The sequence below is a fragment of the Streptomyces erythrochromogenes genome (assembly GCF_040684695.1).
In the GTDB taxonomy this organism is placed as follows: domain Bacteria; phylum Actinomycetota; class Actinomycetes; order Streptomycetales; family Streptomycetaceae; genus Streptomyces; species Streptomyces erythrochromogenes_C.
The window spans coordinates 36684-55223 of record NZ_JBFBGM010000019.1 but is presented as its reverse complement, the minus strand read 5'-3'; the positions used below and the strand labels follow the sequence as shown (position 1 = coordinate 55223).

General features: G+C 72.8%; 18 protein-coding genes. 13 read left to right on the top strand and 5 right to left on the bottom strand.

The features are described 5' to 3' along the window. Position 1 precedes the first annotated feature (1 nt). Positions 2–793 (bottom strand): ABC transporter ATP-binding protein, encoded by a 792-nt coding sequence (locus tag AB0O53_RS25600; RefSeq protein WP_365198518.1) that lies wholly within the window; start codon positions 791–793, stop codon positions 2–4. Then, entirely contained in the window at positions 790–1296 is a 507-nt protein-coding gene (locus AB0O53_RS25595) for a PadR family transcriptional regulator (protein WP_031151728.1), read from the bottom strand. Before AB0O53_RS25595 ends, AB0O53_RS25600 begins: the two co-directional genes overlap by 4 nt. Positions 1297–1463: 167 nt before the next feature. On the opposite strand from AB0O53_RS25595, the gene AB0O53_RS25590 reads away from it, so the two are divergent. The 6 genes from AB0O53_RS25590 (at position 1464) to AB0O53_RS25565 (ending at position 8637) form a co-directional block, all read left to right on the top strand. Beyond that, positions 1464–2741 carry an ABC transporter substrate-binding protein gene (locus AB0O53_RS25590; RefSeq protein ID WP_350995472.1) on the top strand — a complete coding sequence of 426 codons (1278 nt, stop codon included), beginning with the start codon at positions 1464–1466 and terminating at the stop codon, positions 2739–2741. Between the two features lie 210 nt (positions 2742–2951). Continuing rightward, positions 2952–4655 carry a glycoside hydrolase family 13 protein gene (locus tag AB0O53_RS25585; RefSeq protein WP_350995470.1) on the top strand — a complete coding sequence of 568 codons (1704 nt, stop codon included), beginning with the start codon at positions 2952–2954 and terminating at the stop codon, positions 4653–4655. A gap of 60 nt (positions 4656–4715) precedes the next feature. Then, a complete protein-coding gene (locus tag AB0O53_RS25580) occupies positions 4716–6050 on the top strand; it encodes an ABC transporter substrate-binding protein (RefSeq protein ID WP_350995468.1) in 1335 nt (444 codons plus the stop codon). Between the two features lie 10 nt (positions 6051–6060). Then, a complete protein-coding gene (locus tag AB0O53_RS25575; protein ID WP_403141995.1) occupies positions 6061–7425 on the top strand; it encodes an ABC transporter permease in 1365 nt (454 codons plus the stop codon). Then, a complete protein-coding gene (locus AB0O53_RS25570; RefSeq protein ID WP_365198515.1) occupies positions 7422–8408 on the top strand; it encodes a carbohydrate ABC transporter permease in 987 nt (328 codons plus the stop codon). Before AB0O53_RS25575 ends, AB0O53_RS25570 begins: the two co-directional genes overlap by 4 nt. A gap of 85 nt (positions 8409–8493) precedes the next feature. Then, positions 8494–8637, top strand: a complete 144-nt coding sequence (locus AB0O53_RS25565; protein WP_365198513.1) for a hypothetical protein — start codon at positions 8494–8496, stop codon at positions 8635–8637. A 9-nt stretch (positions 8638–8646) separates the two neighbouring features. On the opposite strand, the gene AB0O53_RS25560 is transcribed toward AB0O53_RS25565, so the two are convergent. Beyond that, entirely contained in the window at positions 8647–10062 is a 1416-nt protein-coding gene (locus AB0O53_RS25560; protein ID WP_365198511.1) for an amidase, read from the bottom strand. Between the two features lie 269 nt (positions 10063–10331). Between AB0O53_RS25560 and AB0O53_RS25555 the strand changes: the two genes are divergently transcribed. Continuing rightward, complete coding sequence (locus AB0O53_RS25555) at positions 10332–11399, top strand: terpene synthase family protein (RefSeq protein ID WP_350995460.1); 1068 nt, start codon at positions 10332–10334, stop codon at positions 11397–11399. Here the strand turns inward: AB0O53_RS25555 and ppk2 are convergent. After that, positions 11389–12180, bottom strand: a complete 792-nt coding sequence (ppk2, locus tag AB0O53_RS25550; RefSeq protein WP_350995922.1) for a polyphosphate kinase 2 — start codon at positions 12178–12180, stop codon at positions 11389–11391. The genes AB0O53_RS25555 and ppk2 overlap by 11 nt on opposite strands. Positions 12181–12392: 212 nt before the next feature. On the opposite strand from ppk2, the gene AB0O53_RS25545 reads away from it, so the two are divergent. Both AB0O53_RS25545 and AB0O53_RS25540 read left to right on the top strand, forming a co-directional pair. Beyond that, complete coding sequence (locus tag AB0O53_RS25545) at positions 12393–12812, top strand: DUF6325 family protein (protein ID WP_350995458.1); 420 nt, start codon at positions 12393–12395, stop codon at positions 12810–12812. Between the two features lie 39 nt (positions 12813–12851). Then, positions 12852–13205, top strand: coding sequence for an SHOCT domain-containing protein (locus AB0O53_RS25540; protein WP_350995920.1), 354 nt, complete (start codon positions 12852–12854; stop codon positions 13203–13205). A gap of 43 nt (positions 13206–13248) precedes the next feature. Here AB0O53_RS25540 and AB0O53_RS25535 read toward each other — a convergent pair whose 3' ends face one another. Continuing rightward, complete coding sequence (locus AB0O53_RS25535) at positions 13249–13824, bottom strand: TetR/AcrR family transcriptional regulator (protein WP_350995456.1); 576 nt, start codon at positions 13822–13824, stop codon at positions 13249–13251. A gap of 174 nt (positions 13825–13998) precedes the next feature. Here AB0O53_RS25535 and AB0O53_RS25530 point away from each other — a divergent pair, with 174 nt between their 5' ends. From AB0O53_RS25530 to AB0O53_RS25515, 4 genes are all read left to right on the top strand, one after another. After that, the gene (locus tag AB0O53_RS25530; RefSeq protein ID WP_350995454.1) at positions 13999–14385 is read left to right on the top strand and encodes an NAD(P)-binding protein; all 387 of its coding nucleotides are present in this window, start codon (positions 13999–14001) and stop codon (positions 14383–14385) included. Beyond that, complete coding sequence (locus AB0O53_RS25525) at positions 14364–14960, top strand: FAD-dependent oxidoreductase (RefSeq protein WP_350995452.1); 597 nt, start codon at positions 14364–14366, stop codon at positions 14958–14960. The genes AB0O53_RS25530 and AB0O53_RS25525 overlap by 22 nt, the downstream gene beginning before the upstream one ends. A gap of 68 nt (positions 14961–15028) precedes the next feature. Next, positions 15029–15664: a class I SAM-dependent methyltransferase gene (locus tag AB0O53_RS25520; RefSeq protein ID WP_350995450.1), complete on the top strand. Its 636-nt coding sequence runs from the start codon at positions 15029–15031 to the stop codon at positions 15662–15664. Between the two features lie 1149 nt (positions 15665–16813). Then, entirely contained in the window at positions 16814–18499 is a 1686-nt protein-coding gene (locus AB0O53_RS25515; RefSeq protein WP_365198507.1) for an acetolactate synthase large subunit, read from the top strand. Positions 18500–18540 lie beyond the last annotated feature (41 nt).

Below are 18540 nucleotides of genomic sequence, written 5' to 3'. Positions count from 1 at the left end.
GTCACTCCTTCAGTTCGAGCACGCCGGAGACGCCGCCGGCCGGCCCGGGACGCCCGCCGCCGAGCGTGGCGTCGTCGGCTATGCGGCCGTCGAAGAAGCTGATGACGCGGTCGGCGGCGCTGGCCATCCGGGCGTCGTGGGTGACCATCATGATCGTCTGGCCGCGCTGGTGGAACCGCGTGAGCAGGCGCAGTACCTCACGGGTGCCCTTGCTGTCGAGGCTGCCGGCCGGTTCGTCGGCGAGCAGCAGCCGGGGGTGGTTGACCAGGGCGCGGGCGAGCGCGACGCGCTGCTGTTCGCCGCCGGACAGCTCTCCGGGCATGGAGCGCTCGCGGCCTTCGAGGCCGAGTTCGGCGAGCAGTTCGGCGCGGGAGTCGCGGGCGGCCTTCGGCGAGACGCCGGCGAGCAGGGCGGGCAGTTCGACGTTGTCGGCGACGGTGAGGTTCGAGACGAGGTTGAAGAACTGGAAGACGACACCGATGCTGCGGCGGCGCAGCACGGCCCAGCGGGCCTCGCGGTAGGCGTCGACCCGTTCGCCGTCGAGCCACAGCTTGCCGCCGTCGGGCCGTTGGAGGCCGCCGATCAGGTGCAGCAGCGTGGACTTCCCGGCTCCGGAGGGTCCGGTGACGGCGACGAACTCGCCCGGCAGGACGGACAGGTCCACGCCGCGGACGGCGGGCACCGGGGCGCCTTCGCCGTGGTGCGTCTTGGTCAGGCCCTCGGCGCGGACGATGGGCACGGCGGGGCGGCCGGCGGGCCGCACGGCTGGAGCGGCGGTGGCGTCGTCGCTCATTCCAGCTCCTCCTGACAGCGTTCCAGCCAGTCGAGGTCGGCCTGCAGGTGCAGCATGGCGCCCTCGATCAGCAGTTGGGAGATCTTGTTGTCGCGGTCCTCGGCGGCGGCCAGCTTCGACAGGTCCCGCATGGTGTTGAGGTACTGGCGCCGCTGCTTGTTGATCAGGGCGATCGGATCGGCCAGACCCGATTGCGGTGCGAGCGCCAGTTTCATGAAGAACTCGTCCCGTACCCGGGGTTCCTCGGCGGTTTCCTCGAACCACGCCAGTACGGCTTCGCGCCCGGCGTCCGTCAGCTTGTACGTGCGCTTGTTGGGGCGGCCCGACTGTTCGACGTCCTCGCCCTCGATCAGGCCGCTCTTCTCGAGCCGGCCGAGGGTGACGTAGATCTGGCCGACGTTCGGCTGAGGGTACGCGGCGCCCAGGAGCTTCTCAAGGTCCTGCTTGAGCTCGTAACCGTGCGCAGGGCTACGGGTGAGGAGCGCAAGGAGCGCCAGCCGCACTCGCTCCCCCTCCTTCCCGCTCCGTAGTCAACCGTTCACTGGCGCCCGGCCGGATGTCGCCGACGGCCGTCCTGTCTGCCTGGACGTCTAGTATCGCCCATGCCTAACGGGTATATATAGGCCACGATGGCCGGCAGCGCAGCCGAATCGTGCACTGGGAGGAATCTATGCGGTGGATGCGTGCCGCGGGTAGAGCTCTCCTGGTGGTGGCGGTCGTACTGGCGGGGTACTCCGGTCTCGGCGTGCGTCCCGACGCGGGTGCCGCCGCCTCCGACGCCCGCGGCCCCCTGACCCTGGTGACGGCGGGCGACCTGACCGACTACCTCGGCCCCCTCCTCGACGACTGGAACGCGAGCCGTCCCGACGAGCGCGTGACGCTCGTCGAGCTGCCCGAATCGGCCGACGAGACCCGGGCCCAGATGATCAGCGAACTGCGATCGGGCCGCGACCGGTTCGACGTGCTGAACATCGACGTCGCCTGGACGTCGGAGTTCGCGGCGGCCGGTTGGATCTCCCCGCTCGCACGGGACCGGTTCCCGCTGGACGCGTTCCTGCGGCCGGTCGTGGACACGGCCACGTTCGACGGACGGCTGTACGCGGTCCCGTACGTCACGAACGCGGGCCTGCTCTACTACCGCAAGGACCTCCTGGACCTGGCGGGCGAGCAGCCGCCGCGGACCTGGTCCGAACTGGCCCGCCAGGCGCGCACCATCGCTCCGCGGCACGGGCTGGACGGCTACGCCGGCCAGTTCCTCCCGTACGAGGGGCTCACCGTCAACGTCACCGAGGCCGTGCACTCGGCGGGCGGTTCGGTCCTGCGCGACGACGGCTCGCGCGTCACCGTGGACTCCGACGGGGCACGGGCCGGGCTGCGCTTCCTTGCCGACGGGGTGCGCGAGGGCTGGATCTCCCGTGAGGCGCTCGGCTACAAGGAGGAGGAGTCCCGCAGGGCGTTCCAGGACGGCCGGCTGCTCTTCCTGCGGAACTGGCCCTACGTGTACGCGGACGCGAGCGCGGCCGGCTCGAAGGTCGCGGGCCGGTTCGGCGCCGTGCCGCTGCCGGGCGCCGACGGGCCCGGGACCAGCGTGCTCGGCGGCTCCAACCTCGCCGTCAGCCGTCACGCGCGCCATCCGGCATCGGCGGCCGACCTGATCTCGTACCTCACCAGCGAACGGGTCCAGCGGCGGGTCCTCACCGAGGGCTCGCTGCCGCCGGTGCGCGCTGCGCTGTACGAGGATCCCGAGCTGGTGCGCGCGTATCCGTACCTGCCGACGCTGCGCGAGAGCGTGCTGTCGGCGGTGCCGCGCCCCAAGAGCCCGCGCTACGACCAGGTGAGCCTGGCCGTGCAGGCGGTGGGGCAGGACGTGATGGCGCTGCGCCAGACGCCCGACGAGGCGGTGGCGCGGCTGGCGCGCGAACTCGGGACGATTTCCCGCACGGGCTGATCGCACTTCTGCACCTCTCCGAGGGCTCCTACTTACATGTTAAGTAGGAGCCTTCTTTCGTGCACCCTTGCATTCCGTGACAAAACACCCCAGCTTTCCCCTGTTTCTGGACACATCGTTGACACCTTCCCGTCGCTGCTACTTAACATGCATGCATAACAGCGCACCTGATCCAGGGCGCTCTCGCATTCAGAGACAGGTCGACGCGAGATGCTCAGCACCCTTCCGGCCGGTACCGGTCACCCCTCCCGCAACGCCGCCCCTTCCGCACCCTGGTGGCGCGACGCGGTGATCTACCAGGTCTACGTCCGCAGCTTCCTCGACAGCACCGGGGACGGCGTCGGCGACCTCGCCGGCGTGCGCGCCGGGCTCCCCTACCTCAGGAAGCTCGGTGTCGACGGCATCTGGCTCAGCCCCTTCTACCCGTCGCCGCAGCACGACCACGGCTACGACGTCGCCGACTACTGCGGCGTCGACCCGGTCTACGGCGACCTCGCCGAATTCGACCGCCTCGTGTCCGACGCCCACCGGCTCGGGCTCCGGCTGCTGCTCGACATCGTCCCGAACCACTGCTCCAGCGAGCACCCGTGGTTCCGCGAAGCGCTCGCCGCGGCGCCGGGCAGCCCGGCCCGCTCCCGCTTCCACTTCGCCCCGGGCCGCGGCCCGGAGGGTGAGGAGCCGCCCAACAACTGGCACGCCATGTTCGGCGGCCCGGCCTGGAGCCGGACCACCGCGGCCGACGGCACCCCCGGGGAGTGGTACCTGCACCTGTTCACGCCCGAGCAGCCGGACCTGAACTGGCGCGACCCCGTCGTGGGCGACGACTTCGAGCGCGTGCTCCGCTTCTGGCTGGACCGGGGCGTCGACGGTTTCCGGATCGACGTCGCCGCCGGGCTGTTCAAGCACCCCGGGCTGCCCGACTCCGACGACCCCGCCGCGGACGAGCGGGCCCGCGACGCCGTCAACCAGCTGGCCTGGAACCAGCCCGAGGTGCACGGCGTGTGGCGTCGCTGGCGCTCGGTCTGCGAGGAGTACACCGCCCGGGACGGCCACGAGCGGCTGCTGGTCGGCGAGGTGTCCGTGCCCACCGCCCGCGAGCACGCCGAGTACGTCCGCCCCGACGAGCTGCACCAGGCGTTCTTCTTCGACCTGCTCAGCGCCCCCTGGGACGCCGACGCCTTCCGTACGACGATCAGCGAGGCGATACGCGACATCGCCGGCACCGGCTCCACCGTGACCTGGGTCCTCAACAACCACGACCAGGTCCGCACGGTCACCCGCTATGCGGGCGAGCCCGGGGTCGAGGGCAGCGGACTGGGAGCGGCCCGCGCCCGCGCCGCGGCCCTCCTGATGCTCGCCCTGCCCGGCGCCGCGTACGTGTACCAGGGCGAGGAACTCGGCCTCCCCGAGGTCCTCGACCTGCCCGACGAGGTCCTCACCGACCCGATCTTCCGCCGTACGGGCAGCCGCAAGCACGTGCGCGACGGCTGCCGCGTGCCCCTGCCCTGGTCCGGGCACGCCTCCCCCTTCGGCTTCAGCCAGGAGGCGGCCGGCGTCAAGCCGTGGCTGCCGCAGCCCGAGTGGTTCGCCGAGCACGCCACCGACCGCGCCCTCGCCGACACCCGTTCCTTCTGGCACCTCTACCGCGACGGCCTCCAGCTGCGGCGGACCCTGCCGCAGCTCGGCGACGGCACCCTGCGCTGGCTGGACGCGCCCGCACAGGTACTGGCCATGGCCCGCGGCGACGGCCTGATCTGCGCGGTCAACTTCGGCACGGAGCCGGTGCCCGCGCCGGTCCCCGGTACGCCGCTGCTCGCCAGCGGGCCCTGCCCCGACGGGGTGCTGCCCGCGGCGACCGCGGCCTGGTGGGCGGGCGAGCACCCGGCTCCCGGCCCGGCGGCCATGGCCCCGTAACTCCTTTCACCCCGCAGTCCTCACGCCCCCCAGCCCCTGGCCTTCCCGAAAGGACTCGTCATGCGACGACCCGGCAAGACGACCCGCCGCACTGCCGCCACCACCACCGCACTCGCCTTCACCCTCGCCCTCGGCGCCACCGCCTGCGGCGGCGCCACCGGACCCGCGAGCGGCGGCGGCCTCAGCGGCCAGACCGTCACCGTGGCGGGCGTGTGGACCGGCGCCGAGCAGGAGAACTTCAAGAAGGTTCTCGACGCCTTCACCCAGAAGACCGGAGCCAAGACGGTCTTCGTGCCCTCCGGCGACAACGTCTCCACCTTCGTCGGAAGCAAGATCGAAGGCGGGGCCGCGCCCGACGTGGTCATGGTCCCCCAGGTGGGCGTGCTCCAGCAGTTCGCGAAGAAGGGCTGGCTGCAGCCGCTGTCCGAGCAGACCTCCCAGACGGCCGGGTCCACCCTCGCGCCGGTCTGGAAGAACTACGGCACCGTCGACGGCACCTACTACGGCCTCTACTTCAAGGCCGCCCACAAGTCGACCGTCTGGTACTCGCCCGAGGCCTTCACCCAGGCCGGCGTCGGCGAGCCCAAGAGCTACGGCGACATGCTCAAGACCGGCCGCACCCTCGCGGACTCCGGCCGCCCGGCCTTCGCCATAGCCGGCGAGGACGGCTGGACCCTCACCGACTGGTTCGAGAACATCTACCTCTCCCAGGCCGGACCGGAGAAGTACGACCAGCTGGCCCAGCACCGGTTGAAGTGGACCGACGAGAGCGTCGTGCGGGCCCTGACCACCCTCGGGGAGCTGTTCAAGGACAAGCAGCTGGTCGCCGGCGGTGCCCAGGCGGCACTGGGCACCGACTTCCCCACGTCGGTCGCGCAGGTCTTCGGCCCGGAGCCGAAGGCGGGCATGGTCTACGAGGGCGACTTCGTCGGCGGCGTCGCCAAGGGGCAGTTCGGCAAGAAGCTCGGGCAGGACGCCAAGTTCTTCCCCTTCCCCTCGGTCGACGGCGGCCGGGCGCCGGTCGTCAGCGGCGGTGACGCGGCGGTCGTCCTGAAGGACGGCAAGAACGCCACGGCCGGCATGCAGCTGGTCGAGTTCCTGGCGAGCGCCGAGGCCGCCGAGGTCTGGGCCGGCGCCGGCGGCTTCCTGTCCCCGAACAACGAGGTCGACTTCGCCTCGTACGGCGACGACACCACGCGCAGCACAGCCAACTCCCTCATCGCAGCCGGCAATTCGATCCGCTTCGACATGTCGGACCAGGCCCCGGCCGCGTTCGGCGGCACCAAGGGCGCGGGCGAGTGGAAGCTCCTCCAGGACTTCCTGCGCGACCCGTCGGACCCCCAGGGCACCGCCGCCAGGCTCGAGGCCGAGGCCGCCAAGGCCTACGGGAACTGAGGCCGGCGCCATGGCTGACACCATGACCGTCCGCCCCGCCACCGTCCGCCCCGCGGCGGACGGGCGGCGCCTGGCCCGGCGCAGGAAGCGCCGCCTCGCGGTCGTCTTCGTCCTGCCGGCCCTGCTGCTGCTCGGCGCGCTGGTCGTCTACCCCGTCCTCTTCTCCTTCGGCCGCAGCCTCTTCGACGCCGACGGCGACCGGTTCGTCGGCGCCGCCAACTATGCGGCGATCGTGCAGGACCCGGCCACCCTGAAAGCCATCCGCAACAGCGCGGTCTGGGTCGTCGTCGCCCCCACCCTGCTCACCGGGCTCGGGCTGCTGCTCGCGGTCCTCACCGAGAAGGTGCGCTGGGCGACCGCGTTCAAGCTGGTGCTCTTCCTGCCCATGGCCGTCTCGTTCCTCGCCGCGGGCATCATCTTCCGGCTCGCCTACGAACAGGACCCCGACCGGGGCGTCCTCAACGCCGCCGCCGTCGCCGTCCACGACGGCTTCGACGACGCCGCCGCGTACCCGACCGCCCGGGCCCGGGAGGGCCACGGCCTGACGGGCGGGGCGGGCGGCCCGTACAACACCACCGCGACCGTGCGGCCGGGGAGTTCGGTCGGCCTCGGGTTCATCGGGGTCGCACCCGACGCGCTGCCGGCCGGCGCGAAGGCCGCGTCCGACCCCGCCGCTCCGGCGGGGGCCGCGCCCGCCGCCGACGCGATCGGGGGCGTGGTCTACCTCGACTTCGCCCCCGGCGGGGCCGGCACCCCGGGCCGGGTCGACCCGGGCGAGAAGGGGCTGCCCGGCATGACGGTCGAGGCGGTGCGGGACGGCCGGGTGGCCGCCACCGCCACCACGGCCGAGGACGGCTCCTTCCGGTTCACCGGGCTGGCCGACGGCGACTACGGCGTCCGGCTGCCCGCGGCCAACTTCGAAGCCCCCTACCAAGGCGTGAACTGGCTCGGTCCGGCGCTGGTGACGCCCGCCATCATCGGCGCCTACCTGTGGGTCTGGACCGGCTTCTCGATGGTCCTGATCGGTGCCGGCCTCGCCACGATCCCCCGCGACGCGCTGGAGGCCGCTCGGATGGACGGCGCCACCGAGGGCCAGATCTTCCGCAAGATCACCGTGCCGCTGCTCGCACCGGTGCTCACCGTGGTCTTCGTGACCCTCGTGATCAATGTGATGAAGGTCTTCGACCTCGTCTGGATCATCGCGCCCGGACCGGTCCAGGAGGAGGCGAACGTGCTGGCCACCCGCATGTGGATGGTCTCCTTCGGCGGTGGCGACGACCAGGGGCTCGGCAGCGCGCTCAGCATGGTGCTCCTGCTGCTCGTCGTCCCGGCGATGATCTTCAACGTCCGGCGCTTCCGAAGGAGTGGAGCATGAGCGGTCACGGCACCGCCGAGCGGCACGGCCCGTCCCCGCGGACGGCGGCGGTCCGGCCCGCCGCCCCGTCCTCGCCCCCGCCCGCGTCCCCTTCGTCCCGCGGGTCCGCCTCGTCCCGCGGGTCCGCGCCCGGGCGGCGTCGCGGGGCCCGGATCTCGCGCCTCCTGGGCAGCTCCGCCGTCCAGGGCGTCCTGATCCTGGTCGCCCTCGTATGGATCACACCGCTGGCGGGCCTGCTCCTGTCCTCGCTGCGCTCCGAGCAGGACAACGCGGCCGACGGCTGGTGGACGGCCCTCGCCGATCCTTCCCGGCTGTCCCTGGACAACTACACCGCCCTACTGGCGGATTCCGGCATCGGGGCGGCCTTCTGGAACACCGTCCTGATCTCGGTGCCGACGACCGTCCTGGTGGTGGTCATCGCGGCACTCGCCGGATACGCCTTCGCCTGGCTGGAGTTCCCCGGCCGGGACGGCGTCTTCCTGGTGGTCGTCGGGCTCCTCGTGGTCCCGGTGCAGATCGGGCTGCTGCCCGTGGCGAAACTCTTCGGCGCGGTGGGCCTGTTCGGGACGATCGCGGGCGTCGTCCTCTTCCACGTCGCCTACGGACTCCCGTTCGCGATCTTCCTGCTGCGCAACTACTTCGCCGAGATCCCGCGCGAGATGCTGGAGGCCGCCCGGATGGACGGCGGCAGCGAGTGGCGGATCTTCTCCCGGCTGGTGCTGCCGCTCGGCCGGCCGGCCATCGCGAGCCTGGCCATCTTCCAGTTCCTCTGGGTCTGGAACGACATGCTCGTGGCGCTGCTCTTCGCGGACACCGGGTCGCAGCCGCTCACGGTCGCACTGCAGTCCCAGATGCGGCAGTTCGGCAGCAACATCGGTGTCCTGGCGCCGGGGGCCTTCCTGTCGCTGGTGGTCCCGCTGGTCGTCTTCTTCGCCTTCCAACGGCACTTCGTCCAGGGCGTGATGGCCGGCTCGGTGAAGTAGCGCCGGCCGGTCCGGGTCCGAACACCGCCTCCGCATGGGTACGCGTACTCATGCGGAGGCGTCCGCGTGCCCGCAGGCTGGAGCCATGAACCAGCCCGAGTGGAAGCCCGCCGGTCACCGGCGCGGCGTGGAACGTGCCGGCACCGTCGTCGTGGCCGTGGCAGCCGCCCTGGCGGCCATCGCGGCCGTCGGCCTCGCCTGCCTGACGGCGGTCTACGCCCTCGCCTGAACCCGCCCGTCAGGAGTCGGTCAGCGGCGGGCGCCGGGCGGCCCACGGCCGGGCCTCCTCCAACTGCGCCGCCACCCGCAGGACGGACACCTCGTCGTCGCGGCGGCCCACCAGCTGCACGGCGAGCGGCAGGCCGTCCGTGCCCAGGCCCGCGGGTACGGAGGCCGCCGGGTGTCCGGTGACGTTCCACAGCGCGGTGTAGGCGACCATCGGGCGCGAGCGCGCCAGCGCGGTCAGCAGCCCAGCGCCGTCCAGCGCGCCCACCGGGCGCGGCCGGGCGGCGACGACCGGGGTCAGCAGCAGGTCCATGGAGGTGAACATCCGGTCGGCGCGCTCCGCCAGCCGCTCCCCCGCCCGGATCCCGCGTTCCACCGCGGATTCGGGGACGAGCCGGGCGAGCGCGAGGGTGCTCCGGGTGCGCGCCTCCAGCAGGTCGGGGCGTTCGACCGCGGCGGCCTCCGCGCGCACCCCGCCGCAGAACTGCGCCGCGAACGGCGCCGTCGCGTCCGGGTAGCGGGGGTTGACCTCCCGTACGTCGTGGCCCAGTTCGCGCAGCGCCCGTACGGTCTCCAGCAGGGCTGTGACGTGCTCGGGATGCGGGCGCACCCCGGGTACGGCGGGCTTGGCGGAGTAGCCGATGCGCAGGCGGCCGGGCGGGGTCTCCAGGGCCCGCAGCCAGCCGGTGGTGACGGGCCGGGCGCTCCAGCGGTCGGCCGGGGTGCTGCCGGCGAGGACGTCGTAGAGGAGGGCGGCGTCGCGAACGCTGCGGGTCAGCGGTCCCACGGTGCCCAGGGCGTACCAGAGATGGGCGTTCGGGGCGGTGGAGACCCGGCCGCGCTGGGGCTTGAGGCCGAACAGCCCGCAGCATGCGGCCGGGATGCGGATGGATCCGCCGCCGTCGCCGCCGAGCGCCGCCCCGACCAGGCCGGCCGCGACGGCCGCGGCGCTGCCGCCGCTGGAGCCGCCGGGGGTGCGGGTGGTGTCCCAGGGGTTGTGGGCGGTGCCGTGGGTGTCGGACTCGGTGAAGGGCCACTGGCCGAATTCGGGCATCGTCGTCTTGCCGATGACGACGGCACCGGCCGCGCGCAGCCGGCGTACGGCCTCCCCGTCCGCGGCGGCGGGGGTGCGGTTGGCGGCGCCGCCGAAGGTGGTGACCTGTCCGGCGACGTCGAACTCGTCCTTGACGGCGATCGGCACCCCGTGGAGCGGTCCCCGATCCTGCTCCTGCGCCGCGTCCCGGGCGTCCGCCTCGGCGCGGGCCTGGTCGGCGAGGACGACGCGGAAGGCTCCGAGGGCGGGGTCGAACCGGCCGATGCGGCGCAGCGCGGCCTCGACGAGGGCCCGGGAGGTGACCTTGCCGGTGCGCACCAGCTCGGCCTGCCGCTCGACACCCTGGAACATCAGCGCCGCGTCGTCCCTGTCCATGCCCACCCCTTCGCCCCTACCTACCGGTAACTCCGGGCAAGGCTGTCGCCCCACCGCCCCCACGTCAAGCCGCGGGTTTCGGACGCCGACCGCGGCTCCTCCCGTGAGGCCGAGGCGCCATCTGCGGTACCGGCGGGAGGAATTGGCGGGCACGCGCATGGGGTGGTGCGGGTGGCGCACGGGGGTGAATCCGGCCTGGCGGGGCCGGGGTGCGGGAATGCTCCGGCCGGGCCCGGGGGTCGGTCCCGGCGCGTGCGAGGGGGTGGGTCGTGTCCGGACCGTCGTCGGTGTCGGTGTCCCCGCCGCGGCCGCGGCTCTTCTGCCCGCTGCCCGGGGCGATCCACCCGGACCACCGCCAGGTCGAGGAGGGGACCCGCCGGTGGGCCCGCGCGGCGGGGCTCGACGGCCTGCCGGGGCACGAGGCGCTGCTGGGCCACCGGACGGGCGAGCTGGCCGCCCGCGTGCTGCCCGGGGCGGGCCGGGAGGCGGTCCAGCTCCTCGGCGACCTGGTGCTGTGGCTCTTCCACGTGGACGACGACTGCGAGGACGGGCCGCTGGGCGTGCGGCCGGCCGCGCTCGCCGACCGCCTGAGCCGGCTGCTGTACGCCGCGGAGCACCCCGCCGCGACGCTGCTTGCGCGGGACCCGGTCGCCGGTGCCGTACGCGACCTGCGCCGCAGGACCGAGGCGCTGTTCGGCCCGCACGCCGGCGCCACCTGGCTCGAAAGTCTGCGGGCGTACTTCCTGTCCCTGCTGTGGGAGGCAGGGCAGCGCACGGCGCCCGAGTACCCGGGCATGGAGCAGTACGCGCTGATGCGCCTGCACTCGGGAGCCGTGGACACCTTCCTCCCGTTCCTCGAACACGCCCACGGCATCGCCCTCGCCCCGGCCGAGCGGCACGACCCGCGCCTGGCCGCCCTGAAGGAGATGGCCGCCTTCCTCATCGGCTGGGCCAACGACCTGCTGTCGTACCGCAAGGAGAGCACCCGCCCGGGCCGCCGCCTGGACGTCGTCACCCTCCTGCGCCGCGGCGGAGCGGGCCTCACCGATGCTGTGACGGCGGCCGTCGGGCAGTACGACGGCGTGATGTGTCGCTTCCTCGAACTCGGCGAGCGGGTCGCCGCGACGGCGCCGGGGAGCCGCCGGTACGTGGCCGCCCTGCACCGGTTCGTACGCGGCGCCGGCGAATGGGAACTCACCTCGCCCCGGTACGGGTACCGGCTCGGCCCGCACCTGCTGGCGCGGGCCTTCTCCGACCGCCCGTCACCGGAGGCGGCGCGCCCCCTGGGCATCCCGGCCCTCCAGTGGTGGTGGGACTCCGGAACCCTCAGCGGGTGAGGGTGGCCGCGTGGTCGGGGACGGCGTTCTGGAGGTCCTTGGGCGGGCGCACGTAGCCCGTCGAGGAGGGCCGCGCCGGGAGGGTGAGCGACGGCAGGGCCACGTCCTCGTAGGGGACCGAGGACAGCAGGTGGGCGATCATGTTGAGTCTGGCGCTGCGCTTGTCGTCGCTCTCGACCACGTACCAGGGGCAGTCCTCGGTGTCCGTGTGGACGACCATCTCGTCCTTGGCGCGGGAGTACGCCTCCCAGCGGGTGAGGGATTCGAGGTCCATCGGGGAGAGCTTCCAGCGCCGCAGCGGGTCCTCCGTCCGGCGGCGGAAGCGTTCCTCCTGGACGGCGTCGCTGACGGAGAACCAGTACTTGCGGAGCAGGATCCCGTCCTCAACCAGCATGCGTTCGAAGACCGGGCACTGGCGCAGGAAGCGCTGGTGCTCGGCCGGGGTGCAGAAGCCCATCACGTGCTCCACGCCGGCGCGGTTGTACCAGCTGCGGTCGAAGAGCACGATCTCGCCGGCGGCCGGCAGGTGCTCGACGTAGCGCTGGAAGTACCACTGGCCGCGTTCGCGTTCCGTCGGCTTCGGGAGGGCCGCGATGCGGGCCACGCGCGGATTGAGGTGCTCGGAGACCCGCTTGATCGTTCCCCCCTTGCCCGCCGCGTCGCGTCCCTCGAAGACCACGACCAGCCGGGCGCCCTCCGTACGCACCCACTCCTGAAGCTTGACCAGCTCCGTCTGCAGCCGCAGCAGCTCCTGCTCGTAGACCGCCTTCTTCAGACCCATGGCGCTCGCCTCCCCGTCGTGGTGGTCCGGTGTGTCGATCAAGTCAGTCACGGCGGGCACGCACGCGCAACGGCGTGTGTCGGGCCCGGGCGTGCCGGTGCGCCCGCCGCATGGCGTGGCGCGGTGAGGCGGCGCCGCGGTCCGGGGCGCATCCTGGAAGCACGCCCGATGCGCGCCGGCGCACGAGAACGCCGCGAGGAAGGACAGCGGACATGGACATCGGACCCGTCGAGTACGTGGTCATCGCCTTCCCCGGCAACCGGTTCCGCGGCGAGATAGCCCCGGAGCTGAAGGCCCTCGTGGCCAGCGGCACGGTACGGATCCTCGACCTGACCTTCATCAAGAAGGACGAGGACGGATCGGTGTCGTTCGTCGAACTGGACGCCCTCGACCCCTCGGAGGCGTCGGTGTTCGACGACATCGAGGGCGAGGTGGGCGGTCTGTTCAGCGAGGAGGACCTCGCGCTGATCGCCGAGGACCTGGTGCCGAACTCGTCCGCGGCGATGCTGGTCTGGGAGGACACCTGGGCCGCCGGTATCACCGGTGCCATCCGCAGGGCGGGCGGTGAGCTCGTGGCGCACGAGCGCATCCCGGCGGCCGTGGTGGAGCGGGCGTACGAGGACGCCGCCTGATCGCCTGATCGCCTGATCAAGAAGGGCAAGGTGAGGACCATGCTGGGCCGCCCCCTGAGACGTGCCGGACGGCCGGGTGTCATCGGCGTCGCCGCACGCACCGCAGTCGTCGCCGGCACCGCGACCGCCGTGTCGGGCCGGGTCTCCCGGCACCAGGCCGAACGGGCCGCCGCGCAACAGACAGTGGAGCAGCCGCAGGCCCCGGCCGCCGCCGCACCGCCTGCGACGCAGGGGCCTTCCGCAGGCCCGTCCGGCGGGACGTCCGGGGGACCGTCCGGGGGCCTGACCGACGAGGCCCTGAGCGCCTTGGAGCGCCTGGGCGCGCTCCGTGAACAGGGAGTTCTGACGGAGACGGAATTCGCGGTCCAGAAGGACCGCATCCTGCGGGGCTGAGAGGAAGACGCGGCGGGCCGCGCGTGGCCGCGCAGCGCCTTTTTCAGGCCCGGGCGGCGACCACCCTGCGGAAGAGCGTCTGGACGGCCGCCGTGACGTCGGCGCCGGCGTCCGGGGCGTGGTGGCAGGGCCCGGCGTAGGCGTGGGTGAGGAAGTCGGCGGTGAGCCCGGGGTCGGCGACGTCGAACTCGCCGGCCTCGTTCCCTTCGGTCAGGATCGTGACGAGCAGGTCGCGGGCCCGGTCCATGGGTTCCTCACCGGCGGCGCCGAGCTCGTGGAAGAGCCGGTGGTAGAGCTCCTGGTGCTCCCGTTCGGCGGAGACCCAGGCCGCGACGAGCCCGTCGAGCCGCTCGGCCCAGGAGAGCCCGGGGCGTTCGAGGAGCGCGGCGGGGGCTTCCAGCATGAGGTCCCACATCTCGGCCTGGAGGGCGGCGAGGAGCTCCTGCTTCGAGGCGAAGTAGAGGTAGACGGTGCCCTTGGCGACGCCCGCCCGGGCGGCGACCTTGCTGATGGTCAGCGCCTCGTAGCCGTCCTCCAGCAGGTGCGCGGCCACGGCGTCGAGGATCTGCCGGCGGCGGACGTCCGGGGGCTGGAAGCGGCCGGTGGGCTGGGCGGGCACGGGGGCTCCTCACTGGGCGGCGACGCGACTGACCGGTGTCCGGTCAGTCGCGGTTCTCAAGGCCTCCAGGGTGTCACGTTTTCGGCTCCGCGAGCGGGAACGGATACGAGCGAATGACCGTTGGTCAGTAGTATGACCGTCGGTCATTCGTTTCGGCGTCCCCTGGAGGAGCTCATGGACCCGCTCGCGCAGAGCGACACGTACGACACGTTCACCACCCACGACACATACGACACCGTGATCGTGGGAGGCGGCCCCGCCGGCCTCACCGCGGCCCTTGCCCTGACCCGCTACCGCTGTCGCACGCTGGTGCTGGAGTCCCCGGCCCCGCCCCGTAACGCCGCCTCCCGCGGCGTACACAGCATGATCGGCCTGGAAGGGGCGACTCCGGCCGAGGTCCGGGCACGGGCCTGGGCGGAGCTGGACGGCTACGGCCTGGCCCAGCGGCGCGAGGTGGCGGCTCGCGACATCGCCCCGGCCGGGGGGCGGGCGGCTTCCACGTCGCTCTGGACGACGGTACGAGCGCCTGGGCGCGCACCGTGCTCCTGGCCACCGGGGTGATCGACGTCCACCCCGTGGGCGTCGAGGGCTTCGCCGAGTGCTGGGGCCGCACCGTGATCCACTGCCCGTTCTGCGTCGGCTGGGAGAACGCGGACCGCACCTGGGGGCTGGTCGCGGACGACCCCGACCACGCCGCGACCGCCGCCCGGGCCTTCGACGCCTGGTCCGCCGACGTCATCGCCATCACACCCCCGGGGATGGCCCGCGCCGCCGAGACCCGCGGGGCACTGCGGGCGGCCGGCAGCGACCTCGTCGAGGGCGAGATCACCCGCCTGCACCACCGCGACGGGGACCTGCACGCCGTGGAGCTGGCCGACGGCACCCTCATCGGGCGCCGGACCCTGCTGTGGTCACTTCCCCAGCAGCAGGTCCCGCTCGTCACCCGGCTCACCTCGACCCTCGGTCTGGCACTCGACGAGAACGGATCCGTCGCCGTCGGCCCGGGCGGCCGGACCGGCCTCCCGGGCCTGTACGCCGCCGGCGACCTCACCACCCGGTGGGATCAGGGCGCCATGAGCGCCGCCGGAGCGGGAGCCGCGGCCGCGGACGCCATCCACTTCGCCCACAGCCGCTGACCCGGCCGCACCACGCGCCCTCTCCCCCGCCGCCCCCGCCCGACACCCCACCGGAGCCAGCAGCCGCCATGACCAGCAACGCTTCCACCGAGTTCACCGACTACATGCGCCACATCGGCGACCGCACCGGCCTCTTCCTCGCCGTCGCCGCCCACACCGGCGCCCGCCGTGCCCTCTACCCGGGCAGCTACCTCGACCTCTCCCCCTCCTACGCCCTGCCCGACGTCACCTACCTCGACTCCGACCCACGGGCCCGCAGGGCCTTCGCCGAGCCGGGCGCCGCCCTCGGCCTGGCCCGCCGGCACCGGCACTACGCGCAGAGCCCGCGGATCGAGTTCGTGGCCGGCGACTACACCCGTACGCTGCGCGAACTCCCCGACGCCGAGTGGGACCTGGCCATCTCGCTCTACGCCGGCCCGGTCTCCGAACACGTCGCGCGGTGCCTGAAACCGGGCGGCTGGCTCCTGGTCAACAACAGCCACGCCGACGCCGGCCTCGCCGCCGTCGACCCCGCGTACCGTCTCGCCGGGGTCGTCCACCACCGCGCGGGCCGCCACCGACTCACCACCGACGGCCTCGACCGCTACCTGCAGCCCCGCACACCGCCCCACCCCACCCGCGAACAGCTCCACGCGACGGGCCGCGGCATCGCCTACACCCGGCCCGCCACGGCCTACCTCTTCCAGACCGGAGCCACGCCGTGAGCCGGTCGCCGGGGATCGGCCCGCGCAGGGCAGCCGGACGCCCGGCCCGCCCTCCACCGCGACCCGCCCGAAAAGTCCGGGCCCGTACGGGCCGTCCGTGTCGCCGTCGGGGGTACCCGCCGACGCCCTCAGAGTTCCGCGGGCAGTCGGCCTCCGCACATGCCTCCCGGCAGGTCCGCCCCGGCGGGCGGTCCCGGGGGGCGGCGGGCGGTCCGGCCCCGCAGGAGTACAGCCGCCATGAACCACCCTGCCCACCCGCACCTGGGCGACCTGCCGGACGAAGAGCTGGCGCCCATGCTCCGAACCGGCACGGCCGGAGCCGCGATGGCCGACCTGTACGCACGCCACAACACTGCGGTCCTGGCCTACGTCAGGAACTGCTGCCGCGACACCCACACCACCTGCAACGGGACCGGATCCCAGAACTGGGACGTCCTGCCCCTGGGCCCGGGACTCCAGGTGTCCGTACGCAACGCCAGCACCGGAGTGTGCCTGACCCACACCGGAACCACCACCGACGGAACCCCAGTCCGCCAGAGGCGGCACACCGCACCCGGCTGCACGCCCACCGGGTCCGGCCGGGCGCCAGACCACGGGCGTGCGATGCCGCGGCGCTACCTCGAGCCGCGGGCATGCAGCGCGTTCCGGGCGTTGAACTGCGCAACCCATGCGGCGACGTCGCGGCAACCGGCCCGCGGGAAGGCGAGATCGGACACGAGCCGAAGCGCCTTGGGGATGTTCACGCCCGGCTGCGCTCGCGGACGTGCTCCGCGGCGCCCCGGACGGGCAGGTCCAGCCGGCTGCCGTCGAGGACGATGACACCCGGCACCCCGCACAGGCGCGCCGGACGTACGTCACAGCGACCGGGATCCGCATCCCGAACGGGAGCACTCCACCATCCCCCGTGCCCTGCCCAACGCCGGACATCGAGTTGCCCGGGGCGCGGTGTCCGTCCCACGCCTGACAACGACCGCTTACCACGCCGGTACTGATGGGCGAAGCCGTGCTTGCCCGGTGTCCGTCCGATCGCGAGGACGCGGTTGGCTTCCTTCTGGTCCGGCGTGAGCTTGTGAGTGCGGCCGGCCGGGGTAGACGGCTGACCGGCCCGCCCATCGGCGCGGCCACAACTCAGGAGAGGACACGATCAGCGTGAGCGACGCCGAGCACCGGAAGCAGACCCCCGACGGAGCGGCCGAACTCCTGGTTCGCTGCCTGGAGAACGAGGGCGTCGAGGTGGTGTTCGGCGTACCCGGCGAGGAGAACATCCGTTTCACCAACGCCCTCGCCCGCTCGGAGAAGATCCGCTACATCCTCGCCCGGCACGAGCAGGCCGCGTCTTTCATGGCGGAGATGCACGGACGGCTCACCGGCTCGGCGGGTGTGATGTCCGCGACGCTGGGGCCCGGCGCGATCAACCTGATGCTGGGCGTCGCCGACGCCATGACGAACAGCACGCCCGTCGTCGCGATCACCGCGCAGGTCGGCAAGGCGCGCAACTACAAGGAGTCCCACCAGTTCGTGGACCTGGTGAGCATGTTCGCCCCGGTCACGAAGTGGTCGGCGGAGGTCCCGGCCACCCGGGCCATCCCCGAGATGGTGCGGCGCGCGTTCAAGACCGCGGAGTCCGAGCGGCCCGGCGCCGTCTATCTCGCCGTGCCCGAGGACGTCGACGCGGCGGCGGACGGCTCGGACCTGCGTCCGCTGCGCAGGAACGTCGTGCAGCCCGAGGCACCGTCCCCGAGGCAGATCAAGCGAGCGGCGGAGCTGCTGCGGGAGGCCCGCCGGCCGGTGATCCTCGCCGGACACGGCGCGGCGCGCGGCGGCGCCGCGGAGTCGCTGACGGCGTTCGCCACCGCACTCGACGCGTCGACGGCGACCACCTTCCACGGCAAGGGCGTCCTGCCCGACGACCACCCGTGCGCGACCGGCACGTTCGGCTTCATGCGGCGCGACTACACCAACTTCGGGTTCGAGGAGGCCGACGTCATCATCGCCGTCGGCTACGAGCTGCAGGAGTTCGACCCGTCCCGGATAAACCCGGACGGTGACAAGAAGATCGTCCACATCCACCGCGTCCCGGCGGAGGTGGACGACAGCTACTCGGTCGACGTCGGCATCATCGGCGACATCTCTGCCTCCCTCGACGCCCTCACCACCGAACTCGACGGCCTGCGCTGGACCATCGACGACGAAGACACCACGGCCACCCGCGCGCTGCTGGCCAATGAACTCGAGCAGGGCGCCGCGGACGAGCGCTACCCGCTCGCCCCGCAGCGCGTCATCGCCGACACCCGCGCCGCGCTCGGTCGCGACGACATCGTGCTGGTCGACACCGGCGCGCTGAAGATGTGGATGGCCCGGCTCTACCCGACGTACGCGCCGAACACCTGCCTCATCTCCAACGGCTTGTCCACCATGGGCTTCTCTCTGCCCGGCGCGCTCGCGGTTCAGCTCGCCAGGCCGCAGACGAAGGTGCTGGCGGCGGTCGGCGACGGCTCGTTCCTCATGCACTCCCAGGAGATCGAGACGGCGGTCCGCGAGAACATTCCGCTGACCGTGCTGATCTGGGAGGACAAGGGCTACGGGCTCATCAAGTGGAAGATGGACCTGGAGGTCGGGGAAAACTCCAACACCGACTTCGGCAACCCGGACATCGTCCAGTACGCCCGCAGCTTCGGCGCGACGGGCTACCACATCGAGTCCGCCGGGGACCTGCTGCCGACGCTCCGTGAGGCACTGGCGGACCCGGGTGTGTCGATCATCAACTGCCCGGTGGACTACGCCGAGAACATGAACCTCATCAAGCACCTCGGGCACCTCGATTCGGCGCTCTGACCCGCCCGCGGCGCGGCCCGACCCCCGCACGGGCCGCGCGG